This window comes from Tenacibaculum sp. MAR_2009_124, from assembly GCF_900105455.1.
In the GTDB taxonomy this organism is placed as follows: domain Bacteria; phylum Bacteroidota; class Bacteroidia; order Flavobacteriales; family Flavobacteriaceae; genus Polaribacter.
On the sequence record NZ_FNSF01000003.1, the window covers coordinates 77,686 to 95,096 of the forward strand.

A 17,411-nucleotide genomic window follows, 5' to 3' on the forward strand; every position below is an offset into this window, starting at 1 on the left:
AAATTGTAGCTTCTAAATTCATCATAAACATGAAATACGAAGCTACTTCTCCTGAAGACTATATCTCTCAAGTACCAGAAGAGAGAAAAGAGGTTTTGGAAAAACTGAGAAAAACTATTCGAAAAAATATTCCTGAGGGGTACGAAGAAGGAATACAGTACGGCATGATTGGTTATTTCGTTCCTTTAAACAGCTACCCAGAAGGCTATCATTGCTCGCCAAATGAGCCACTTCCTTTTATGAGTTTTGCTTCACAAAAAAACTCTATAAATCTTTATCACAGCGGCATTTATGCCATCCCCGAAATTCATGATTGGTTTGTAAAAGAATACCCAAAATATTCATCACGAAAATTAGACATGGGAAAAAGCTGTATTCGTTTTAAGAAAATAGATGAAATTCCATATGTTCTAATTGCTGAATTAGTCAAAAAAATATCCGTAGATCAATGGATTACGGTTTATGAGAATAACATAAAAAAACACAAGAAATGAAAAAAGGGAAAGTAACTGGTATTGGCGGTGTTTTCTTTAAAACAGATAATCCAGAACAAACAAAAGAATGGTATAAAAAGAATCTTGGTCTAAACACTGATCAATGGGGCTGCACTTTTTGGTGGAATCAAGAAAATGGTAAAAAAGGATCGACTCAATGGAGTCCGTTTGATAAAGCCACCGATTATTTTAATCCTTCAAAAAAAGACTTCATGATCAATTATCGTGTTGAGAATTTAATAGAATTACTAGAGGAGCTAAAAGAAAACGGGGTTACCGTAATTAATAAGATTGAAGAGTACGACTATGGTAAATTTGGCTGGATAATTGATTTAGATGGAAATAAAATTGAATTATGGGAACCAAAAGACGAAGCTTTTTTATAATTTTAAAGCAAATTAATAATAACAAACTATATGGAAATTGTAAATGAACACGGAAAACCAGTGGTACCTCAACACATGGAAAGTAAACGAATTGTAGCAGGAGTTCTTGCCATTGTTTTAGGAGGAATAGGCGTACATAAGTTCGTGTTAAATTATAATAAAGAAGGCATCATACTTTTATCCGTAACAGTAGGCTCTTTCATATTAATGTGTTTAATCATTGGCATGTTTACAGTATGGATCCCTGGTTTAATTGGTTTTATTGAAGGGATAATATACCTAACAAAGTCAGATGAAGAATTTATTGAAATCTACCAAAAAAATTATAAACCTTGGTTTTAATTTTATTTTTCACTCAATTTCATTTAGTATAAATAATTAACTAACTCTTAAATCAATTTAACGATGTCAGAAGAAAACAATAAACCATTGGATAATAAAGAATCAAATAATGAGAAAGACTTTGTTAAAAAGGCTGAAGACAAGGTTCAAGAATTTATAAACAGTGATGAAGTTGAAAATATAAAAAACAAAGCCTCGGAAGTTATTGGTAATGCCGGTGAAAAATTAGCCGATTTCACTGAGGATGCAAAAGAAAAGGTTAGTGAATTTCTTGAAAGTGAAGAGGTTCAAAACATAAAATCGAAAGCCAAAGAATTGTCTGAAGACGCTAAAGAAGGGCTAGAAGATGTAACTGAAAAGGCTTCTGAAATTGCAGGGAAAGCAAGTGAGCATATTGCTGATTTCGTAGAAGAGGCAGAAGAAGAGATTAAAGAAGCTTCTAAAAAAACAAAAGGCTTTTTTCAGCGATTATTTGGAAAATAATAAAAAGAGGTTAGAAATACCTTCTAACCTCTACTCTATTCTTATTTAAACAAGAATAGAAACTTACACTTTTTGAAAACGTAAACTTTGCGTTCTTTCTTCAAAAGTTGTTTGTTTAACTGGCAAAACAACATTCTCAAATAAGGTAAGCAGGTCTTCAGGATGTTTATCTGAAGACAACGTTAACAAATTAAAATATACAAAAGAGCTCCACATTATAGCTTTGAGCTCTGTTTTAGCTTCGTTAAACATTCTAATTTCAACGAACAAGTTTTTAGCCCCATAGTTAATCAATTGTGATTCTATAGTAACCGTTTCCATTAAGGTTGCAGGTTTTAAATAAGCTATTTGATGAGAGCCTACAACCCAACTCTTTCCTGTTTCTTTGCCATGATCGTAAATATCAAGCTTATAGTTAGCTAAAACTTGGTCTTCACGAGCATTAATTAAGTAATTAAAATATGATGCATTATTTAAGTGATTAAAAGGATCACAATCTTGAAACCTAATCTTTGCTTTACTTTCTAAAATTTTCAATAATTCCATGAATTTAATTTTAAAATATACCAATTGGTATATTTATGGTTAAAAAAATATTGTTATACTTCTTGTAATTCTTTTTTTATAATTTTCGTCATTGTATCACTCAAGTCCATTAAATACCATTCATCTCTCATAATATGCGACATATAAACTGCTCCCTCAATCATGTAAAAGAACCGTTTGGCATACGTCATACTATCAATTGAATCTGCCACTTCATTACTATTCTTTGCTTTATCAATGAGATCCGCTAGTTTCTCTAAAATTCTATAATTATAGCTTCTTACCAAATCTGAAATTGAACCATTTTGATGATCTGAATCCACTCCAATATTCAATATTGGACATCCACCAAATTTCTTATTGTATTCATAGTAATTCCTATAAAACTTAGGAACATTTAACAACATTTCTAGTGGTGTTTCTCCTTTATTAACAACATAATTCAAGTCTCTCAAAACTCTTCGAACAGAAAACTTAAAAGCCTCTTGAGCGAGTTCTTCTTTATTTAGAAAATGTCCATATATCGCTCCTTTCGTTAAGCCTGTTGCTTCAGTAATTTTAGATAAACTCATTGCCGAATAACCATTCCTATTAAAAATAGGCGCTACCGTTTCAATAATGAATATTTTAGTTCTTTCAGACTTTAACATCAAGTCAAAGGTACTAAAAAAATATACTAATCGGTATATTAATTAAATTTTACTGACAGTTCTTACACAATCCTACTAATAAAACTCTTGCTTCCTCTACCTTAAAGCCATCAGTTTCAGGAGTCTTTAATTGAACTTCTGTACATGACAGCTCTCCACATTTTTTACACTGTTTGTGAACGTGATTATGATTGTGATCATGCTCACTGCATGTAGAACTACATGTAGCATAATAAGTATTGGCATCATTCCCTAATACTGAGTGTATTTCACCCACGTTTTCTAATCTAGTTAACACACGATAAATTGTTGTTTTATTAAATCTGTCAGAAAAATGATCTACTAATTCAACGGCACTAATTGCCACATCTGTGTTTTGCAGGTAATTTCTGATAGCCAATAATGAAGTTGTATTTCTCATGTTATCTGTTTTACGAAGAAATGAATACTAAACCATACACAATATAAAACTGTATATCGTAACGCAAAAATAGTAATTCTATTTTTTTAAAGAAAAACGAAAAGTGCCGACGAGTCGGCACTTATATAAGACAATAAATTTTAATAACTTCAAACCCAAACAAAGCTAATTAATGAGGTGCATTGTCTTTTAAAAAACATTAAATTAAATGATTGCAAATTACTGCAACACTGTTGCAAGATATAACTTATTTCACAATACTGCAAGTAAGTTGCAATAAAAAAGACATGCTATGTAGCATGCCTTTATAACATATTAATTTAACAGTCTAATTAAGAGCCTGTTCTATATCTAAAATTAAATCATCAATATCCTCAATTCCTACGCTTAAACGTATCAAAGAGTCTGTAATACCAATTTTCTCTCTTTCTGGTTTTGGAATTGACGCATGAGTCATAGTACTAGGATGATTCACTAAACTCTCAACTCCTCCTAATGATTCAGCAAGCGTAAAAACTTTCGTACTTTCTAAAAACTTAAATGCAGCTTCCTTACTTTCGTCTTTTAACCTAAACGAAACCATTCCTCCAAAATCATCCATCTGCTTTTTAGCAATATCGTGATTTGGATGATCTTTTAAGCCTGGATAATACACTTCTCCTACCTTTGAATGATTCAAAAGATATTTTGCAATCGCTTTTCCGTTCTCACAATGACGTTGCATACGTATGTGCAATGTTTTTACTCCTCTTAAAGCCAAAAACGAATCCATTGGACCTGCAACGGCACCTCCAGCAAATTGAATAAAATGTAAATCTTCTGCAAGCTTCGCATTTTTTACCATTAGTGCTCCCATTACTAAATCTGAATGCCCTCCTAGATATTTCGTTGCAGAATGCATTACGATATCGGCTCCCAAATCCAAAGGTCGCTGTAAATATGGTGTTGCGAAAGTATTGTCAACTGCTACTAAAATAGCAGAATTTTCATTTTTTACACCCTTCACTATTTCGGTAATATCAGCAATTTTCATTAAAGGGTTTGTTGGAGTTTCCAACCATATTAATTTTGTAGATTCGGAGATCGCATTTGTAACGTTATCAGTATTATTCATATCAACAAACTGAAATTTCAACCCATATTTACTAAACAGCTTAGTAAACATTCTATAAGTACCTCCATATAAATCATCACCTGCTATCACTTCATCTCCAGGCTCCAACAACCTCAAAACACAATCAATAGCCGCAAGTCCGGATGAAAAAGCCAATCCATGCGAACCATTTTCAATAGAAGCAAATGAATTCTCTAATGCAGTTCTTGTAGGGTTTTCACCTCTTGAATATTCATATCCTTTATGCACTCCTGGGCTGGATTGAGCATACGTTGATGTTTGAAAGATTGGAGGCATGACAGATCCTGTTGCTTCTTCATGTTTTTGCCCTCCATGTATGGTTTTTGTGTTAAACTTCATGCGTACTTAAATTTAGTCACTAAATGTGATATTATACTTCAACACTTTAAAAGTGCTAATATTATTATTTAAATATTTCAACGCTTCACTACTCTAAATGAAGCAATTGAACTACTACAAATCTACAAAAGTTATACTAATTTTCTCATTGCCATAATAACTCCTAAATGCAAACCTTCATGTAAGTTGTTAAAGGCAATTGCATGCTCAAAAGAACTTAACACAAAGCCTGTGCTTGTCTCGTACTCTGTATATTCATTAAAAATTCCAGCTTCATAATCTTCTTTTAAAGTGTCTGGCAATCCGATAAGTAATTCTTTAACCTCATCAAACTCTTCTTCTGATAAAGGTTCACTCGGCTTTGTACCTTTTCTATAATTATCAACCAGCTCGTCAGAGACTAAACATTGTAATCCAGATAATTTGTAATGTAGTAACTGTTGAGTTACCACAAGATGAGCAACATTCCAGGCAATATTATTATTAAACCCTTTTGGTATTGTATGTAATTGTTCAAGAGTCAACCCATCAATAAATTTTAAAACTAACTCTCTAGATTTTTTTAATGCTTCAAATTGTATATTCATTTTTCTGGTTATTTTAGCTCAAAGATATTATTAAACATTGTATATAAAATGAAGAAAGTTTATTTTTTACAGACTTGTGACACTTGCAGAAGAATTTTAAAAGAAGTCAATATTGAAGGGTTTGAGAAACAAGAAATAAAAACAAAACCAATTACCATTGAGCAATTAGAAGCTATGCATTCTTTAAGTCATAGCTATGAGGCTTTGTTTAATAAAAGAGCCAAACTTTACAGAGAAATGCAACTTAACACCTCAGAATTATCTGAAACTGACTATAAACAATATATTTTAAAAGAGTATACTCTTTTAAAACGTCCAGTTTTTATTGTTGATGAAGAAATTTTTATAGGTAACAGTAAAAAAGTTATAGAGAGTCTTAAAGAAAAAATAGGATAAAAAAAAGGCGCACAAAGTGCGCCTTCCCATTTTTGTTGTTATATTTTTTAGTTCTTCAACACAAACCTTCCTTTGAAGATATTACCTTGATCGTCTTTTAACATATACAAATAAATACCTGACACCATTGTAGGAGAATAATATTCCACTGATTTTCTATCTGCAGATGTTGGTAAATATTCGTTAAAAACTGTTCTACCTAATACGTCATACACCTCCAGCTTAATCTGGTTTGATTCTTTTGGCAATATAAAGGTTGTACTAGAATTGAATGGATTAGGGTAGTTAAATACTTCATTACTATCTATTGTAAAATCATCAGTAGATAGAGTAGCTGATGGTTTGAACGCAATTTCTTTCACATCTAAGCTAAAATCAATCGGGCTTCCGCTTTCTCCTTGAATAGAAAACATGATCATTTTCACCTCGTTAATAGTCCCATCATTGGCACCGTTTCTACTAGTAAATTCATCAAAATTAATAGACACTAAGTTCTCCTCGTCATTTTCGGAAAGTTCAAACGTCCATCTATCTTCCCAAGATAAATCTGGTGTTACTATTGAAACCGTGAGAGGTGTGTTATTCTTAATATAAAACTGAATTCCTTCAAATTCTTGGGTATTCAAAGACAGGTCTCCAGGTAAAGGATATCTAAATAAATTAAAAGCTCCTTCTGTTGTTCCAGAAATCGAAGCACTTCTTTCTAATTGGTACATATCCGAACTAAGATCCTCGGTTTGCTCGTTTACCGTGTATGTATTCAGTATTGAGTTATCGGAAGAATAATCTATTCCCCAAGTACCATCTGCTAAATAAACATTATCACTCGTGTTGTTATCTGTATTTATTAAAGCAAAACCTCCATCAAACATAAACCCAGTTTCTATTTCTACTGATTCGTAAAAATCACCTGTTAAACTTATTGGCATTTGTATATTGTAAAAATCTGTTTGCTCCGTTTTTCTCACATTTGCATTTAACGTAATTTCATTATTTCCTGATTTATTTACAAAATCAATCTTAAGTTTCTGATCTCTATAAACAGCTGAACTCACAAATACTGTAGGAATATACCTTTCTATATCTTCATCAGAAGTTAGCTCTTTTTCTACCTCTAACTGCTCAATTACATGATTGACTAAAAATGCAACTTGTCCCATTGACTTACCCCATATTTGGAAATTCAAATAATCCCCCTCTGGGTAATCACCTATATTCCAGCGACTAACCAACTCATTTTCAGTCTCTCCTTTTTTCACTGAAAAACTAATGGTATATTCTATATATCCATTATCTCTTTCAATAATAGAAAAAATCATACGATGATTCTTAATCATTAAAGGTCTAACGTCCTGTAATACTGATCCATTTAAACGATCACATATATGTTTAGAGTGATCATAGATCCTTGCTTCAGTAACTGTTAATAAGGCAGCTGACACTCTTTCTTCTTGTAAATAGTAATCTATTGAAAATACGTCATTTGCATTCGAATAATTCACAGGATCAAGAGATGTTGATATAAATGCTTCTTCTACTTCAAACATACCATGCTCAGGAAAATAATTAGCTAACTCTTCACTTGATCTTGACCTTGACGCGAAAGACTGTTGCATTCTTTTTGACGACGCTTCGTTATTAAACTTTAAGCGATTAATATTTTTTAAAGCCATTTTTCCAGTTAAGTCTCCCTTACTTTCAAACCCTCCTAAATTTGCAGAATAAACATCCGTTGATGTATTTGAACTTACAATATTTGTAGTTGTTATGTCAGTATACTCCGTAGCGGTTATATAATAAAGTGCATCATTAAAATCGTGATCACACCAAGAGTGTTCTCTATGGATGTCTTCAAATCCCATTATCACCAATTCATTTGCATCATCTTTTATTAATACATTATGGTGTCTTTTAGAAATATCTGATTCTGGATTAAAGTTTGGGTTAGAATGTAACCTCCAATACCCATTAGTTACTTGAGTTCCGTTCCATCCATTACTCAACACAACAAATCCAATTCCTGTTCCCGCCGTAAAAGTCCCAAGTTTCACTTTATCACCAGCTACTAATCCTCCTCCACTCCCTAGTTTTGAATTGTTTGGAAAAATAATAGTAATATCCTCATCAGCTGGTGCTGAAGAAGGAGGATTGTTTAGATCATAAGAATAAAAACCTAAAACATTGCGAAAACCTGCTCCTTCATCTACGAACGTCATGTAAACATCTGTCGTTGTATTCACAAAAATATCACTATCATATCCTGACGTAATATAATGTGGATTGTATGATGGCACTTGAAAAGTTTCAGGAAGTGCGCTATTAATTAGCTCTAGCGTTGATACTGGAATATTATCACCAGGGCTTTCTAAATAATCTGGAGTTCCGTTCGAACTATATGTTCCTAAGTAATTAAAATTTTGACCTAATGATGTTATAGACATCATAAATATCATTAAACTTGAAAGTAATTTTATCTTCATAATAAATTGGGATTTGGTCATCTTAAAATTACACTCTAACCTTACTTCCAGTATTAACTTTCGTTAAGCTGTGGCACATCTTCTTTAAAACGCTTAAAAACCAAGCTAAACAACTAACAAACAACACCCTAAACAACAAAACCCCTAAATCTCTTATTAAATTATGGTAAAACAGATTTGTTAGATCCAAATAAACATTGTAGTAAATTAAACTTCATTACTTAACAATTCAATGCAGTTTTTAACCGTTAGAAATCGAATGAGGTTTTCACTAAAAAAGTTATCAAGCTCTCGTTTATTTTGACAGTAATAGAACCTACCCAACCGTTAATGTTTGCAAAAAATTTCTAAACAAAAAAAATCTCAGTAAATAATTACTGAGATTTTCTGTTGGCCTACAAGGACTCGAACCTTGAATATCGGTACCAAAAACCGGTGTGTTACCATTACACCATAGGCCAATTTTACTTTTGCAAAGATAAAAATTAAAATTAAAATTCCCAAAATTTGCAACTAACAAATGAAGGAACACAGCTTCTAATCTAGATTTTAACTTTTTGTTGGCCTACAAGGACTCGAACCTTGAATATCGGTACCAAAAACCGGTGTGTTACCATTACACCATAGGCCAATTGCTTTAATGCGGGTGCAAATATAATGCAGAAATTTGTTTTGGCAAATTTTTTTTACGATTTCTTTTAACAGAACTTTATTCAATATAAAAAATCAAAATTATATTTTTGCTACACTTAAAACACACTAGTTATTAGTACATTCGCAACAACTTATTAAAACTAATATGAACGAATTCAACTACAAAAAATGGAACATTATTTTAGGATGGGTTTCATTTGCCGTGGCTTTAATTACCTATACCCTTACATTAGAACCAACTGTGAGTTCTTGGGATTGTGGTGAGTATATTTCTACCTCAGTTAATTTAGAAGTTGGACACCCTCCTGGTGCTCCTCTTTTTCAAATGCTAGGCGCCTTTTTCGCTATGTTTAGTACTGATCCTAGCCAACTAGCTATTATGGTTAACTTCATGTCTGGATTGGCAAGTGCATTTACGATACTTTTTATGTTTTGGACTATCACCAATTTAGTCAAAAGAATTACTGAAAAGAATGGAAAACTTGATAATAATGCAGCTTTTGCTGTTTTAGGTAGTGGATTGGTTGGAGCATTAACTTATACTTTTTCAGATAGTTTTTGGTTCAGTGCTGTTGAAGGCGAAGTATATGCAATGTCCTCTTTTTTAATGGCTTTACTTTTTTGGCTCGGTCTGAAGTGGGAAAGTGAGTTAAAAACACCTCGCGGAAATAAATGGTTAGTTATTATAAGTTTCGTAGTAGGATTATCCTTTGGGGTACATATATTATCACTTTTAGTTATTCCTTCTATTGTTTTATTATACTTCTTCAAAACATATAAAAACATTACGGTAAAAACAACCGCAATAGCAACGGTTATTTCTATTTTTGTTCTCGCTTTCGTATTCAAAATTTTATTTCCGTATACTCTAAAGTTTTTCAGTGCATCTGAATTATTTTTCATTAATCAAATTGGACTCCCTTACAATTCAGGAACCATTATTGCAGCTATTATTTTAATAGGTCTGTTTTATTTTGGACTGTCTTATAGTCGTAAAAAAAATCTTGTTACCGTAAATACATTAATACTTTCGGTTTTATTCATTATGATTGGTTTTTCTTCTTGGTTAATGCTGCCAATTAGAGCAAATGCTGATACTGTAATTAATGAGAATAATCCTTCAAGCGCAAGAGAATTGCTAGCTTATTACGAACGTGAACAATATGGCGATGCCAATGTGTTTTACGATAAGTATTATTCTTTCGCTTATAAAAGAGAGCAAGATAGATTAAATCCGAACAAGGACGACAAACCTAAATATGAGAAAAAAGATGGTAAATATGTTATTGTAAATAAATACAAAAATGTTTTACCAAACTGGTCAAGTAAACATAAAGGATTCATTCCAAGAATGGTTGATCCAGGGGCTCAAGAGCATTACAAACGAATTGCAGGAATACCAGCGAATAGTTCTCGAAGACCAACATTTGGCGAAAACATAAAGTTCATGATTGATTTCCAATTTGGATATATGTATGGACGCTATTTTATGTGGAATTTTGTTGGAAGACAAAATGATATTCAAGGTCACTTAGATTTTGAAAATGGGAACTGGTTGAGTGGTATTAATTTCGTTGATGAGATGCGACTGGGTTCTCAACAAAACTTACCTGATGATATTAAAAATAATAAAGGAAGAAATACCTATTATTTCCTTCCCTTGATTTTAGGATTAATAGGACTATTCTACCAGGCTGGCAAGGACAAAAAAAGCCTTTACACTTTAGCACTATTTTTTGCTTTTACGGGTTTTGCTATTATATTTTACACAAATCCAAAACCCTTTGAACCAAGGGAACGTGATTATGCCGTAGTAGGTTCTTTCTATGTATTTGCTATATGGGTAGGTTTTGGTGTAATTGCCTTATACGATTACTTTAAAAAGTACGCTAATCATAAAACTATAGCGCTCGGAGTTTCTATAATTTCCTTGCTTGCCGTACCCGTTTTAATGGGGGCTCAAAATTGGAATGATCATGACAGATCGGATCGATATTTAGCTCAATTAAATGCTCAGACCTATTTGGAAAGTTGCGATCCAAATGCCATAATTTTTACCATTGGAGACAATGACACTTTCCCATTGTGGTATATGCAGCAGGTTGAGGGCGTTAGAAAGGATATAAAAATTGTAAACACAAGTCTTTTTCAAACAGATTGGTATATTGATCAAATGAAAAAGAAGACTTATGATGCTGATCCAATTCCTTCAAAATTAACGCACGATCAATATAAGTATGGAACGCTTGATTTGGCATATCATATTCCTCATCCAAGATTTAAAGATTCTATCATCTCCATTAATAACTTTATGAGGTGGATAGAGAGTGATCATGAAGCTACATATTATATTGATGAAGAAAATGATGTAAAAGAAAAGTTTTATCCTACAAATCATATTAGGATCCCTGTAAATAGAGCAAACGTATTGAAAACAGGAGTAGTTGCCGCAAAAGATGCTAACAAAATTGTTGATTATATCGACATTACAATTGATGGGCAAGGCATTGCTAAAAACCGAATTTTAATGCTTGATATCTTAAACAATTTTGACTGGAAACGTCCAATTTACTTTACGGGAGGCGCAAGTGCAGATGAAGAGTATATCTGGTTAAAAGATTACCTACAATTAGATGGTATGGCCTATAAACTTGTTCCTATAAAAACGCCAAACAAAGATAAATCGATGTTTGAAATGGGAAGAATTGATCCAGATAAAATGCTTGAGAATGTTAAAAAGTGGAATTGGAAAACCATTAATAACGGAAAGATTTATTTAGATGAACAAAGTAAACGTAATGCTATTTCGTTACGTAATAATTTAATGAGATTATCTGAAGAATATCTTGTTCAAAAAGATAGTTTAAAAGCAAAGGAAGTTCTTGACTTGTCACTGAATAAAATGCCTATTAGAGATTTTGATCACTTTAGCCTTTCTCTTGGTTACCCTGAATTATACTATAAAATTGGTGACACCGAAAAAGCTAGAGAAACAGCAGAAACTTTAATTAATATTTTCAAACAACACTTAAAATATTATAGCACTTTTTCTGAGGCAGACATTGATCTTGTTATTGAAAACATTGACACAAAATTATATATGTATCAAAATGTTGTTAGACAAATAAACCAATACGACTCCAAAGAATATTCCGACGAAATTTTCAAAGGCTTTGTTAATGTAGGTAGATTGTTTAAACATTTAATGCCTGAAGAGGATGAAGACTTAAATCCTTTTATCGATGAATTGGATACTATAAAACCCTAATTAATGAGGTTTTACTTTATAAAAACACCACGTATTATCAAGATTCTTTTTTCGAGATATACGTGGTGTTTTAGCTCTCGCAAAAACGAAATCTATCTTACTTTTGACGATGGCCCTATCCCCGAAGTAACCAAATTCGTTCTCAACGAACTTGAAAAACACAAAGCCAAGGCTACTTTTTTTTGCATTGGAGATAATATTCGAAAATATCCATTCATTTTTGAGAAAATTATTAAGAACGGTCATTCTGTAGGAAATCATACATTCAACCATTTAAACGGCTGGAAGACTCCATCGGAAAGTTATCTGAAAAACACGCTAAAAACAGAAGCTCTCATTCATAAAACTCAAGGTAAAAAAAACATAAAACTCTTCAGGCCTCCTTATGGTAAAATCAAGCATTCTCAAGCCTCTCAATTACTAAAAAAAGGCTATAAAATAATTATGTGGGATGTTCTTTCTGCTGATTTTGACAAAACAACAACCAAAGAACAATGTGCTCAAAATGTACTTCAAAAAGTAAAAAATGGAAGTATTATTGTTTTTCATGATAGTATCAAAGCAAAAGAAAAGCTCTATTATGCGCTACCAATTGTTTTAGCTGAATTAAGTAAAAAAGGATACAGCTTTAAGGGAATTATCTAAACATATTGCTGCACTAGACCTATAAGCGTATTTGCATCCTGCTCACCAGTCTGACGCCATTTCATTTCACCATCTTTATAAATCATAAAAGTAGGATTCCCTTTTACACGTAACGCCTCTGCTAAGATTTCATTTTTTCTAATATCAATCTTAATTACCTTAGCTTTATCTCCTAACGCTGCAGCAACATCTCGAAGAGTCTCCAAACTTGGTTCAGACTCACTCCAGTCCGCATAAAAATCAATTAACACGGGTTTGTCAATGCTTATAATTTCACCAAATTTTGTCATAAAAACAATATTATTTTATAAACTGCTTAAAAATACGAATTTTTATTATTAATACTGTGATATCCCTAATAAAAACAGCTAATCTCACCCTTTTTTCAGTTCTATTACAGAAATTTCGGGCCAAATACCAACTCTACCAGGAAAAGCGTGATATCCAAACCCTCTGTTTACATTTATATACCTTCCAAATTCTTCATATAAACCTGCCCATTGCTTATAAACATATTGAGAAGGACTCCATCTAAAAAAACCAGGAATTTCAATTCCAAATTGAAGACCATGTGTATGTCCACTTAACGTCAAATGGTAATTAAAATCATCACTCTTCACTTTATATTCCCAATGACTTGGATCATGACTCATTAAAATTTTAAAATCTTCCTTTTTCACTCCTTGCGAGGCCTTTTTTAAATCACCTGCTTTATTAAAGCCTTTCCCCCAGTTTTCAACACCGACTAAAGCCATTTTCTGCCCATCTTTTTCAATATACCTATGCTCATTTAGCAATAAATCAAAACCTATTTGTGGGTGAATATTTTTTATTGCTTTAAAGTTATCGTCCTTGGCTTCTTCACTTTTCCATTCCGAATAATCTCCATAGTCGTGATTTCCTAGTATCGAGAACTTTCCCATAGGTGCTTTTAATTGAGAGAAAAGAGGAATCCAGTCGTCCATTTCATTTGCAAAATTGTTTACAATATCACCAGTAAAGAGTATAATATCTGAATTTTGCTCATTAATTAAATCGACTCCGTAGCCTATTTTTTCTTTATTATCAAAACTCCCAGAATGGATGTCCGTAATCTGAGTTATTTTAAATCCATCAAAAGCGTCAGGTAAATCTTTAAAAGTTAGCTGATATTTAATCACTTTATAATTGTACTTCCCTTTAAAAATACCATATAAAATTCCAGCAAAAGGAAGTGAAGCTAACCCTAAAGCTATTTGAGAAATAAATTTTCTTCGACCAGTCAAACTCTTCGTTTCACCAGCAGAAAAATAAGAAATACCTTTCTGGATCCATCTTACAATGTCTTCTCCCAACATAAAAACTAACATAATTAACTTAGGAAGTAAAACCAACAGTAGCATTCCAAAAGCCCATTGAAACTGCCTTGTTTGCCCTGAGCTTCTATCAGAACTCAAGATAACATAGAAGAAATTAATATAAGCTAAGGCCCCTAAAAGAAGCCATCCATAGCGAATCATTTTATTTTTTACTAGCATTTTAATTGTTTGAAAAGCATAAACTTCAAAAACAATAATTAATGTCGATATTACTAACAGAGAAATTAACCAACGAGGCATAAATTTATTTTAAATAACAGGTAAAGATACACTTATTAAAAAAAATGAATTTTTAACTTCTTGTTAAAGTTTTGTAATTTTACCAACCACGATTCTAACTAAGAATACTCAATACTTAATTTAAAAGACTCTTTCAGAAAATGGCAAACAGAAAACGACTTTTTTTACTTGATGCATATGCTCTAATATTCAGAGGTTATTATGCTTTTATTAAAAACCCCAGAATTAATTCAAAAGGGCTTGATACGTCTGCCATTTTAGGCTTTACCAATTCTTTATTGGATGTTATTAAAAGAGAAAAACCAGATTATTTAGCAGTCTGCTTTGATAAAGGAGGAAGTGCTGATAGAGTTGAAGTTTTCCCTGAATACAAAGCAAATCGATTGGAAACTCCAGAAGCCATTAAAATTGCAGTTCCTTATATAGAAAGAATACTGGAAGCAATGAAAATACCTGTTATCGTTAAAGAAGGTTTTGAAGCTGATGATATTATCGGTACTCTAGCAAAAAAAGCTGAACAAGCCGGTTTAGAAACCTATATGGTTACTCCTGATAAAGATTATGCTCAGTTAGTTTCAGAACATATTTTCATGTTCAAACCTCCAAGAATGGGTAATGGATATGAAAAGTGGGGTGTTGAGGAAGTAAAAGCAAAATTTGAAATAGAAAGACCAGAGCAGGTGATTGATTTTCTTGGAATGATGGGTGATTCTGTAGATAATATTCCTGGGTTACCTGGTGTAGGTGAAAAAACTGCTAAAAAATTTCTAGCAGCTTATGGTAGCATGGAGGGTTTGTTTGAAAATACTCACGAGCTGAAAGGAAAGATGAAAGAGAAAGTTGAAGCAAACAAAGAGTTAGGATTACTTTCTAAAAAGCTAGCCACCATTATGCTAGATGTTCCTGTTGAATTGGAAGAAGACAAACTTATTTTTGAGCAACCCGATGTTCAAAAAACTATAGCCATTTTCGACGATCTAGAATTCCGAAGAATGTCTGATAATTTCAAAAAGACTTTTGCTGTTTCTACTACCGATTCACAAGTTGAAAACTCCAGTAAAACTTCGGCAAGTGCAAATTCTCAACAATTTGATTTATTTGCTACACCAGGCGGTGGTAACATCAACTCCACCAATGATGAAAGTATAAGTGGATATAGAACCATAAACAACACCAATCATTTATATCAAATTACCAATACACCTTTAAGTAGAAAGTTGTTGTTAAAAAAGCTACTGCAACAGAACACTGTTTGTTTCGACACCGAAACCACTGGTTTAAAAGCATTAGAAGTTGAACTTATTGGAATTGCCTTTTCATGGGAAATAGGAAAAGGATATTACCTAGTTCTTCCTGACAACCAAGAAGAAGCTCAGGAAATAATTAATGAATTCATTCCTTTTTTCGAAAATGAAACCATCGAAAAAATAGGTCATAATATAAAGTACGATATTAAAGTGCTTTCTAATTACAACATCAAGGTAAAAGGAAACTTATTCGACACCATGATTGCTCATTATCTGATTAATCCAGATATGAGACATAATATGGATGTATTGGCAGAAACATACCTAAATTATCAACCCGTTTCAATTACGGAATTGATAGGTAAAAAAGGTAAAAATCAATTATCAATGCGAGATGTTGATTTGGACAGACAAAGCGAATATGCTGTTGAAGATGCCGATATCACATTACAACTGAAAGAGCACTTTACAAAGGAACTCGAAAGTGGTAATGTAACGAAGTTATTCCATGACGTTGAAACCCCAATTGTTTCTGTACTTACCGCTATGGAAATAGAAGGTATTAATTTGAATACTGATTTTCTTAAATCTTTATCAGGTGAGCTTAGCACAGATATTAAAGATTTAGAACAACGCATATATGAACAAGCGGACGAAGAGTTTAACATTGCTTCTCCGAAACAACTAGGTCCTATTCTTTTTGAGAAACTCAAATTAGTTGACAAGCCAAAAAAGACAAAAACGGGTCAGTATTCAACAGCTGAAGATGTATTGTCATATTTAGCCAACGATCATCAAATTGTAGCCGACATACTTTTATATCGTCAATACAAAAAACTTCAGAGTACCTATGTTAATGCACTTCCTGAAGAAGTTAACCCAAAAACTGGAAGAGTTCATACTGTTTATGCGCAAGCAGTTGCAGCAACAGGAAGACTAAGTTCAAACAATCCTAACTTGCAAAATATTCCTATTAGAACTAAAAGAGGTCAGGAAATCAGAAAAGCTTTTATTCCAAAGAACGATGACTATGTATTACTTGCTGCCGATTACAGTCAGATAGAATTACGAATTATAGCTGCTTTAAGTGAAGAAGAAACAATGATTGAAGCTTTTAAACAAGGGGAAGATATTCATGCTTCAACCGCGTCAAAAGTTTTCAAAGTACCTATTGAAGAGGTTACTCGTGAACAAAGAAGTAATGCAAAAACAGTAAACTTTGGAATCATTTATGGGGTTTCTGCTTTTGGCTTAAGTAATCAAACTAGTTTAGATAGAAAAGAAGCTAAAGCGCTTATTGAGGCTTATTATGAAACTTACCCGAAGCTTAGAAATTATATTTCCAAGCAAGTCGATTTCGCCAGAGACAATGGATATGTCGAAACCGTGCTGAATAGAAGACGTTATTTAAAAGATATTAATTCTAGAAACGCAATTGTTCGTGGGGCTGCTGAAAGAAATGCGGTTAATGCACCTATTCAAGGAAGTGCCGCCGACATTATTAAATTAGCTATGATAAATATCGACAGTCGATTTAATAAGGAAAATTTCAAATCAAAAATGCTACTTCAAGTACATGATGAATTGGTTTTTGACGCCCATAAAGACGAATTAGAAACTATTAAACCAATTATAAAAGAAGAAATGGAAAATGCCTTTAAACTCTCCGTTCCTCTTGATGTAGAAATTGGTATTGGTCAAAATTGGTTAGAAGCTCATTAAACACTAAATTATATTAGC

At 32.5% G+C, this 17,411-nt stretch carries 16 protein-coding genes and 2 tRNA genes; 8 read left to right on the forward strand and 10 right to left on the reverse strand.

Features of this window, described 5'->3' with window-relative positions; all coding sequences use genetic code 11:
* The first annotated feature begins 29 nt into the window (after positions 1-29).
* The 4 genes from BLW23_RS10345 to BLW23_RS10360 all read left to right on the forward strand — a co-directional run bounded on the left by BLW23_RS10345 (position 30) and on the right by BLW23_RS10360 (position 1,705).
* Positions 30-494, forward strand: coding sequence for an iron chaperone (locus BLW23_RS10345; protein WP_093669531.1), 465 nt, complete (start codon positions 30-32; stop codon positions 492-494).
* Positions 491-880 carry a VOC family protein gene (locus BLW23_RS10350; RefSeq protein ID WP_093669533.1) on the forward strand — a complete coding sequence of 130 codons (390 nt, stop codon included), beginning with the start codon at positions 491-493 and terminating at the stop codon, positions 878-880. Before BLW23_RS10345 ends, BLW23_RS10350 begins: the two co-directional genes overlap by 4 nt.
* Before the next feature lie 30 nt (positions 881-910).
* The gene (locus tag BLW23_RS10355; protein WP_093669535.1) at positions 911-1,222 is read left to right on the forward strand and encodes a TM2 domain-containing protein; all 312 of its coding nucleotides are present in this window, start codon (positions 911-913) and stop codon (positions 1,220-1,222) included.
* Positions 1,223-1,285: 63 nt separating this feature from the next.
* Positions 1,286-1,705, forward strand: coding sequence for a hypothetical protein (locus BLW23_RS10360; RefSeq protein ID WP_093669537.1), 420 nt, complete (start codon positions 1,286-1,288; stop codon positions 1,703-1,705).
* A 63-nt stretch (positions 1,706-1,768) separates the two neighbouring features.
* On the opposite strand, the gene BLW23_RS10365 is transcribed toward BLW23_RS10360, so the two are convergent.
* From BLW23_RS10365 to BLW23_RS10385, 5 genes are all read right to left on the reverse strand, one after another.
* Positions 1,769-2,251 carry an acyl-CoA thioesterase gene (locus BLW23_RS10365; protein WP_093669539.1) on the reverse strand — a complete coding sequence of 161 codons (483 nt, stop codon included), beginning with the start codon at positions 2,249-2,251 and terminating at the stop codon, positions 1,769-1,771.
* A 53-nt stretch (positions 2,252-2,304) separates the two neighbouring features.
* A complete protein-coding gene (locus BLW23_RS10370) occupies positions 2,305-2,901 on the reverse strand; it encodes a TetR/AcrR family transcriptional regulator (protein ID WP_255362779.1) in 597 nt (198 codons plus the stop codon).
* Positions 2,902-2,950: 49 nt separating this feature from the next.
* Entirely contained in the window at positions 2,951-3,322 is a 372-nt protein-coding gene (locus BLW23_RS10375) for a Fur family transcriptional regulator (RefSeq protein ID WP_093669543.1), read from the reverse strand.
* A 328-nt stretch (positions 3,323-3,650) separates the two neighbouring features.
* On the reverse strand, positions 3,651-4,796 hold the full coding sequence (locus BLW23_RS10380) for a cystathionine gamma-synthase (protein WP_093669545.1): 1,146 nt from the start codon (positions 4,794-4,796) through the stop codon (positions 3,651-3,653).
* Between the two features lie 131 nt (positions 4,797-4,927).
* A complete protein-coding gene (locus BLW23_RS10385) occupies positions 4,928-5,383 on the reverse strand; it encodes a DinB family protein (RefSeq protein WP_093669548.1) in 456 nt (151 codons plus the stop codon).
* A 48-nt stretch (positions 5,384-5,431) separates the two neighbouring features.
* On the opposite strand from BLW23_RS10385, the gene BLW23_RS10390 reads away from it, so the two are divergent.
* A complete protein-coding gene (locus tag BLW23_RS10390) occupies positions 5,432-5,779 on the forward strand; it encodes an arsenate reductase family protein (protein ID WP_093669807.1) in 348 nt (115 codons plus the stop codon).
* A gap of 47 nt (positions 5,780-5,826) precedes the next feature.
* Here the strand turns inward: BLW23_RS10390 and BLW23_RS10395 are convergent, their stop codons facing one another.
* From BLW23_RS10395 to BLW23_RS10405, 3 genes are all read right to left on the reverse strand, one after another.
* Positions 5,827-8,259, reverse strand: coding sequence for a DUF4114 domain-containing protein (locus BLW23_RS10395; RefSeq protein WP_176829792.1), 2,433 nt, complete (start codon positions 8,257-8,259; stop codon positions 5,827-5,829).
* A 390-nt stretch (positions 8,260-8,649) separates the two neighbouring features.
* Positions 8,650-8,720 (reverse strand) — tRNA-Gln (locus BLW23_RS10400).
* A gap of 99 nt (positions 8,721-8,819) precedes the next feature.
* Positions 8,820-8,890 (reverse strand) — tRNA-Gln (locus BLW23_RS10405).
* Positions 8,891-9,058: 168 nt separating this feature from the next.
* Here BLW23_RS10405 and BLW23_RS10410 point away from each other — a divergent pair.
* Together BLW23_RS10410 and BLW23_RS10415 are read left to right on the forward strand one after the other, a co-directional pair.
* Positions 9,059-12,181 carry a glycosyltransferase family 117 protein gene (locus BLW23_RS10410; RefSeq protein ID WP_093669552.1) on the forward strand — a complete coding sequence of 1,041 codons (3,123 nt, stop codon included), beginning with the start codon at positions 9,059-9,061 and terminating at the stop codon, positions 12,179-12,181.
* A 3-nt stretch (positions 12,182-12,184) separates the two neighbouring features.
* Positions 12,185-12,826: a polysaccharide deacetylase family protein gene (locus BLW23_RS10415; RefSeq protein WP_093669554.1), complete on the forward strand. Its 642-nt coding sequence runs from the start codon at positions 12,185-12,187 to the stop codon at positions 12,824-12,826.
* On the opposite strand, the gene BLW23_RS10420 is transcribed toward BLW23_RS10415, so the two are convergent.
* Together BLW23_RS10420 and BLW23_RS10425 are read right to left on the reverse strand one after the other, a co-directional pair.
* Positions 12,823-13,116 carry a thioredoxin family protein gene (locus tag BLW23_RS10420; RefSeq protein WP_093669556.1) on the reverse strand — a complete coding sequence of 98 codons (294 nt, stop codon included), beginning with the start codon at positions 13,114-13,116 and terminating at the stop codon, positions 12,823-12,825. The genes BLW23_RS10415 and BLW23_RS10420 overlap by 4 nt on opposite strands.
* A gap of 84 nt (positions 13,117-13,200) precedes the next feature.
* Positions 13,201-14,424: a metallophosphoesterase gene (locus tag BLW23_RS10425; protein ID WP_093669558.1), complete on the reverse strand. Its 1,224-nt coding sequence runs from the start codon at positions 14,422-14,424 to the stop codon at positions 13,201-13,203.
* 140 nt (positions 14,425-14,564) lie between these two features.
* On the opposite strand from BLW23_RS10425, the gene polA reads away from it, so the two are divergent.
* Complete coding sequence (polA, locus tag BLW23_RS10430; protein WP_093669560.1) at positions 14,565-17,393, forward strand: DNA polymerase I; 2,829 nt, start codon at positions 14,565-14,567, stop codon at positions 17,391-17,393.
* Positions 17,394-17,411 lie beyond the last annotated feature (18 nt).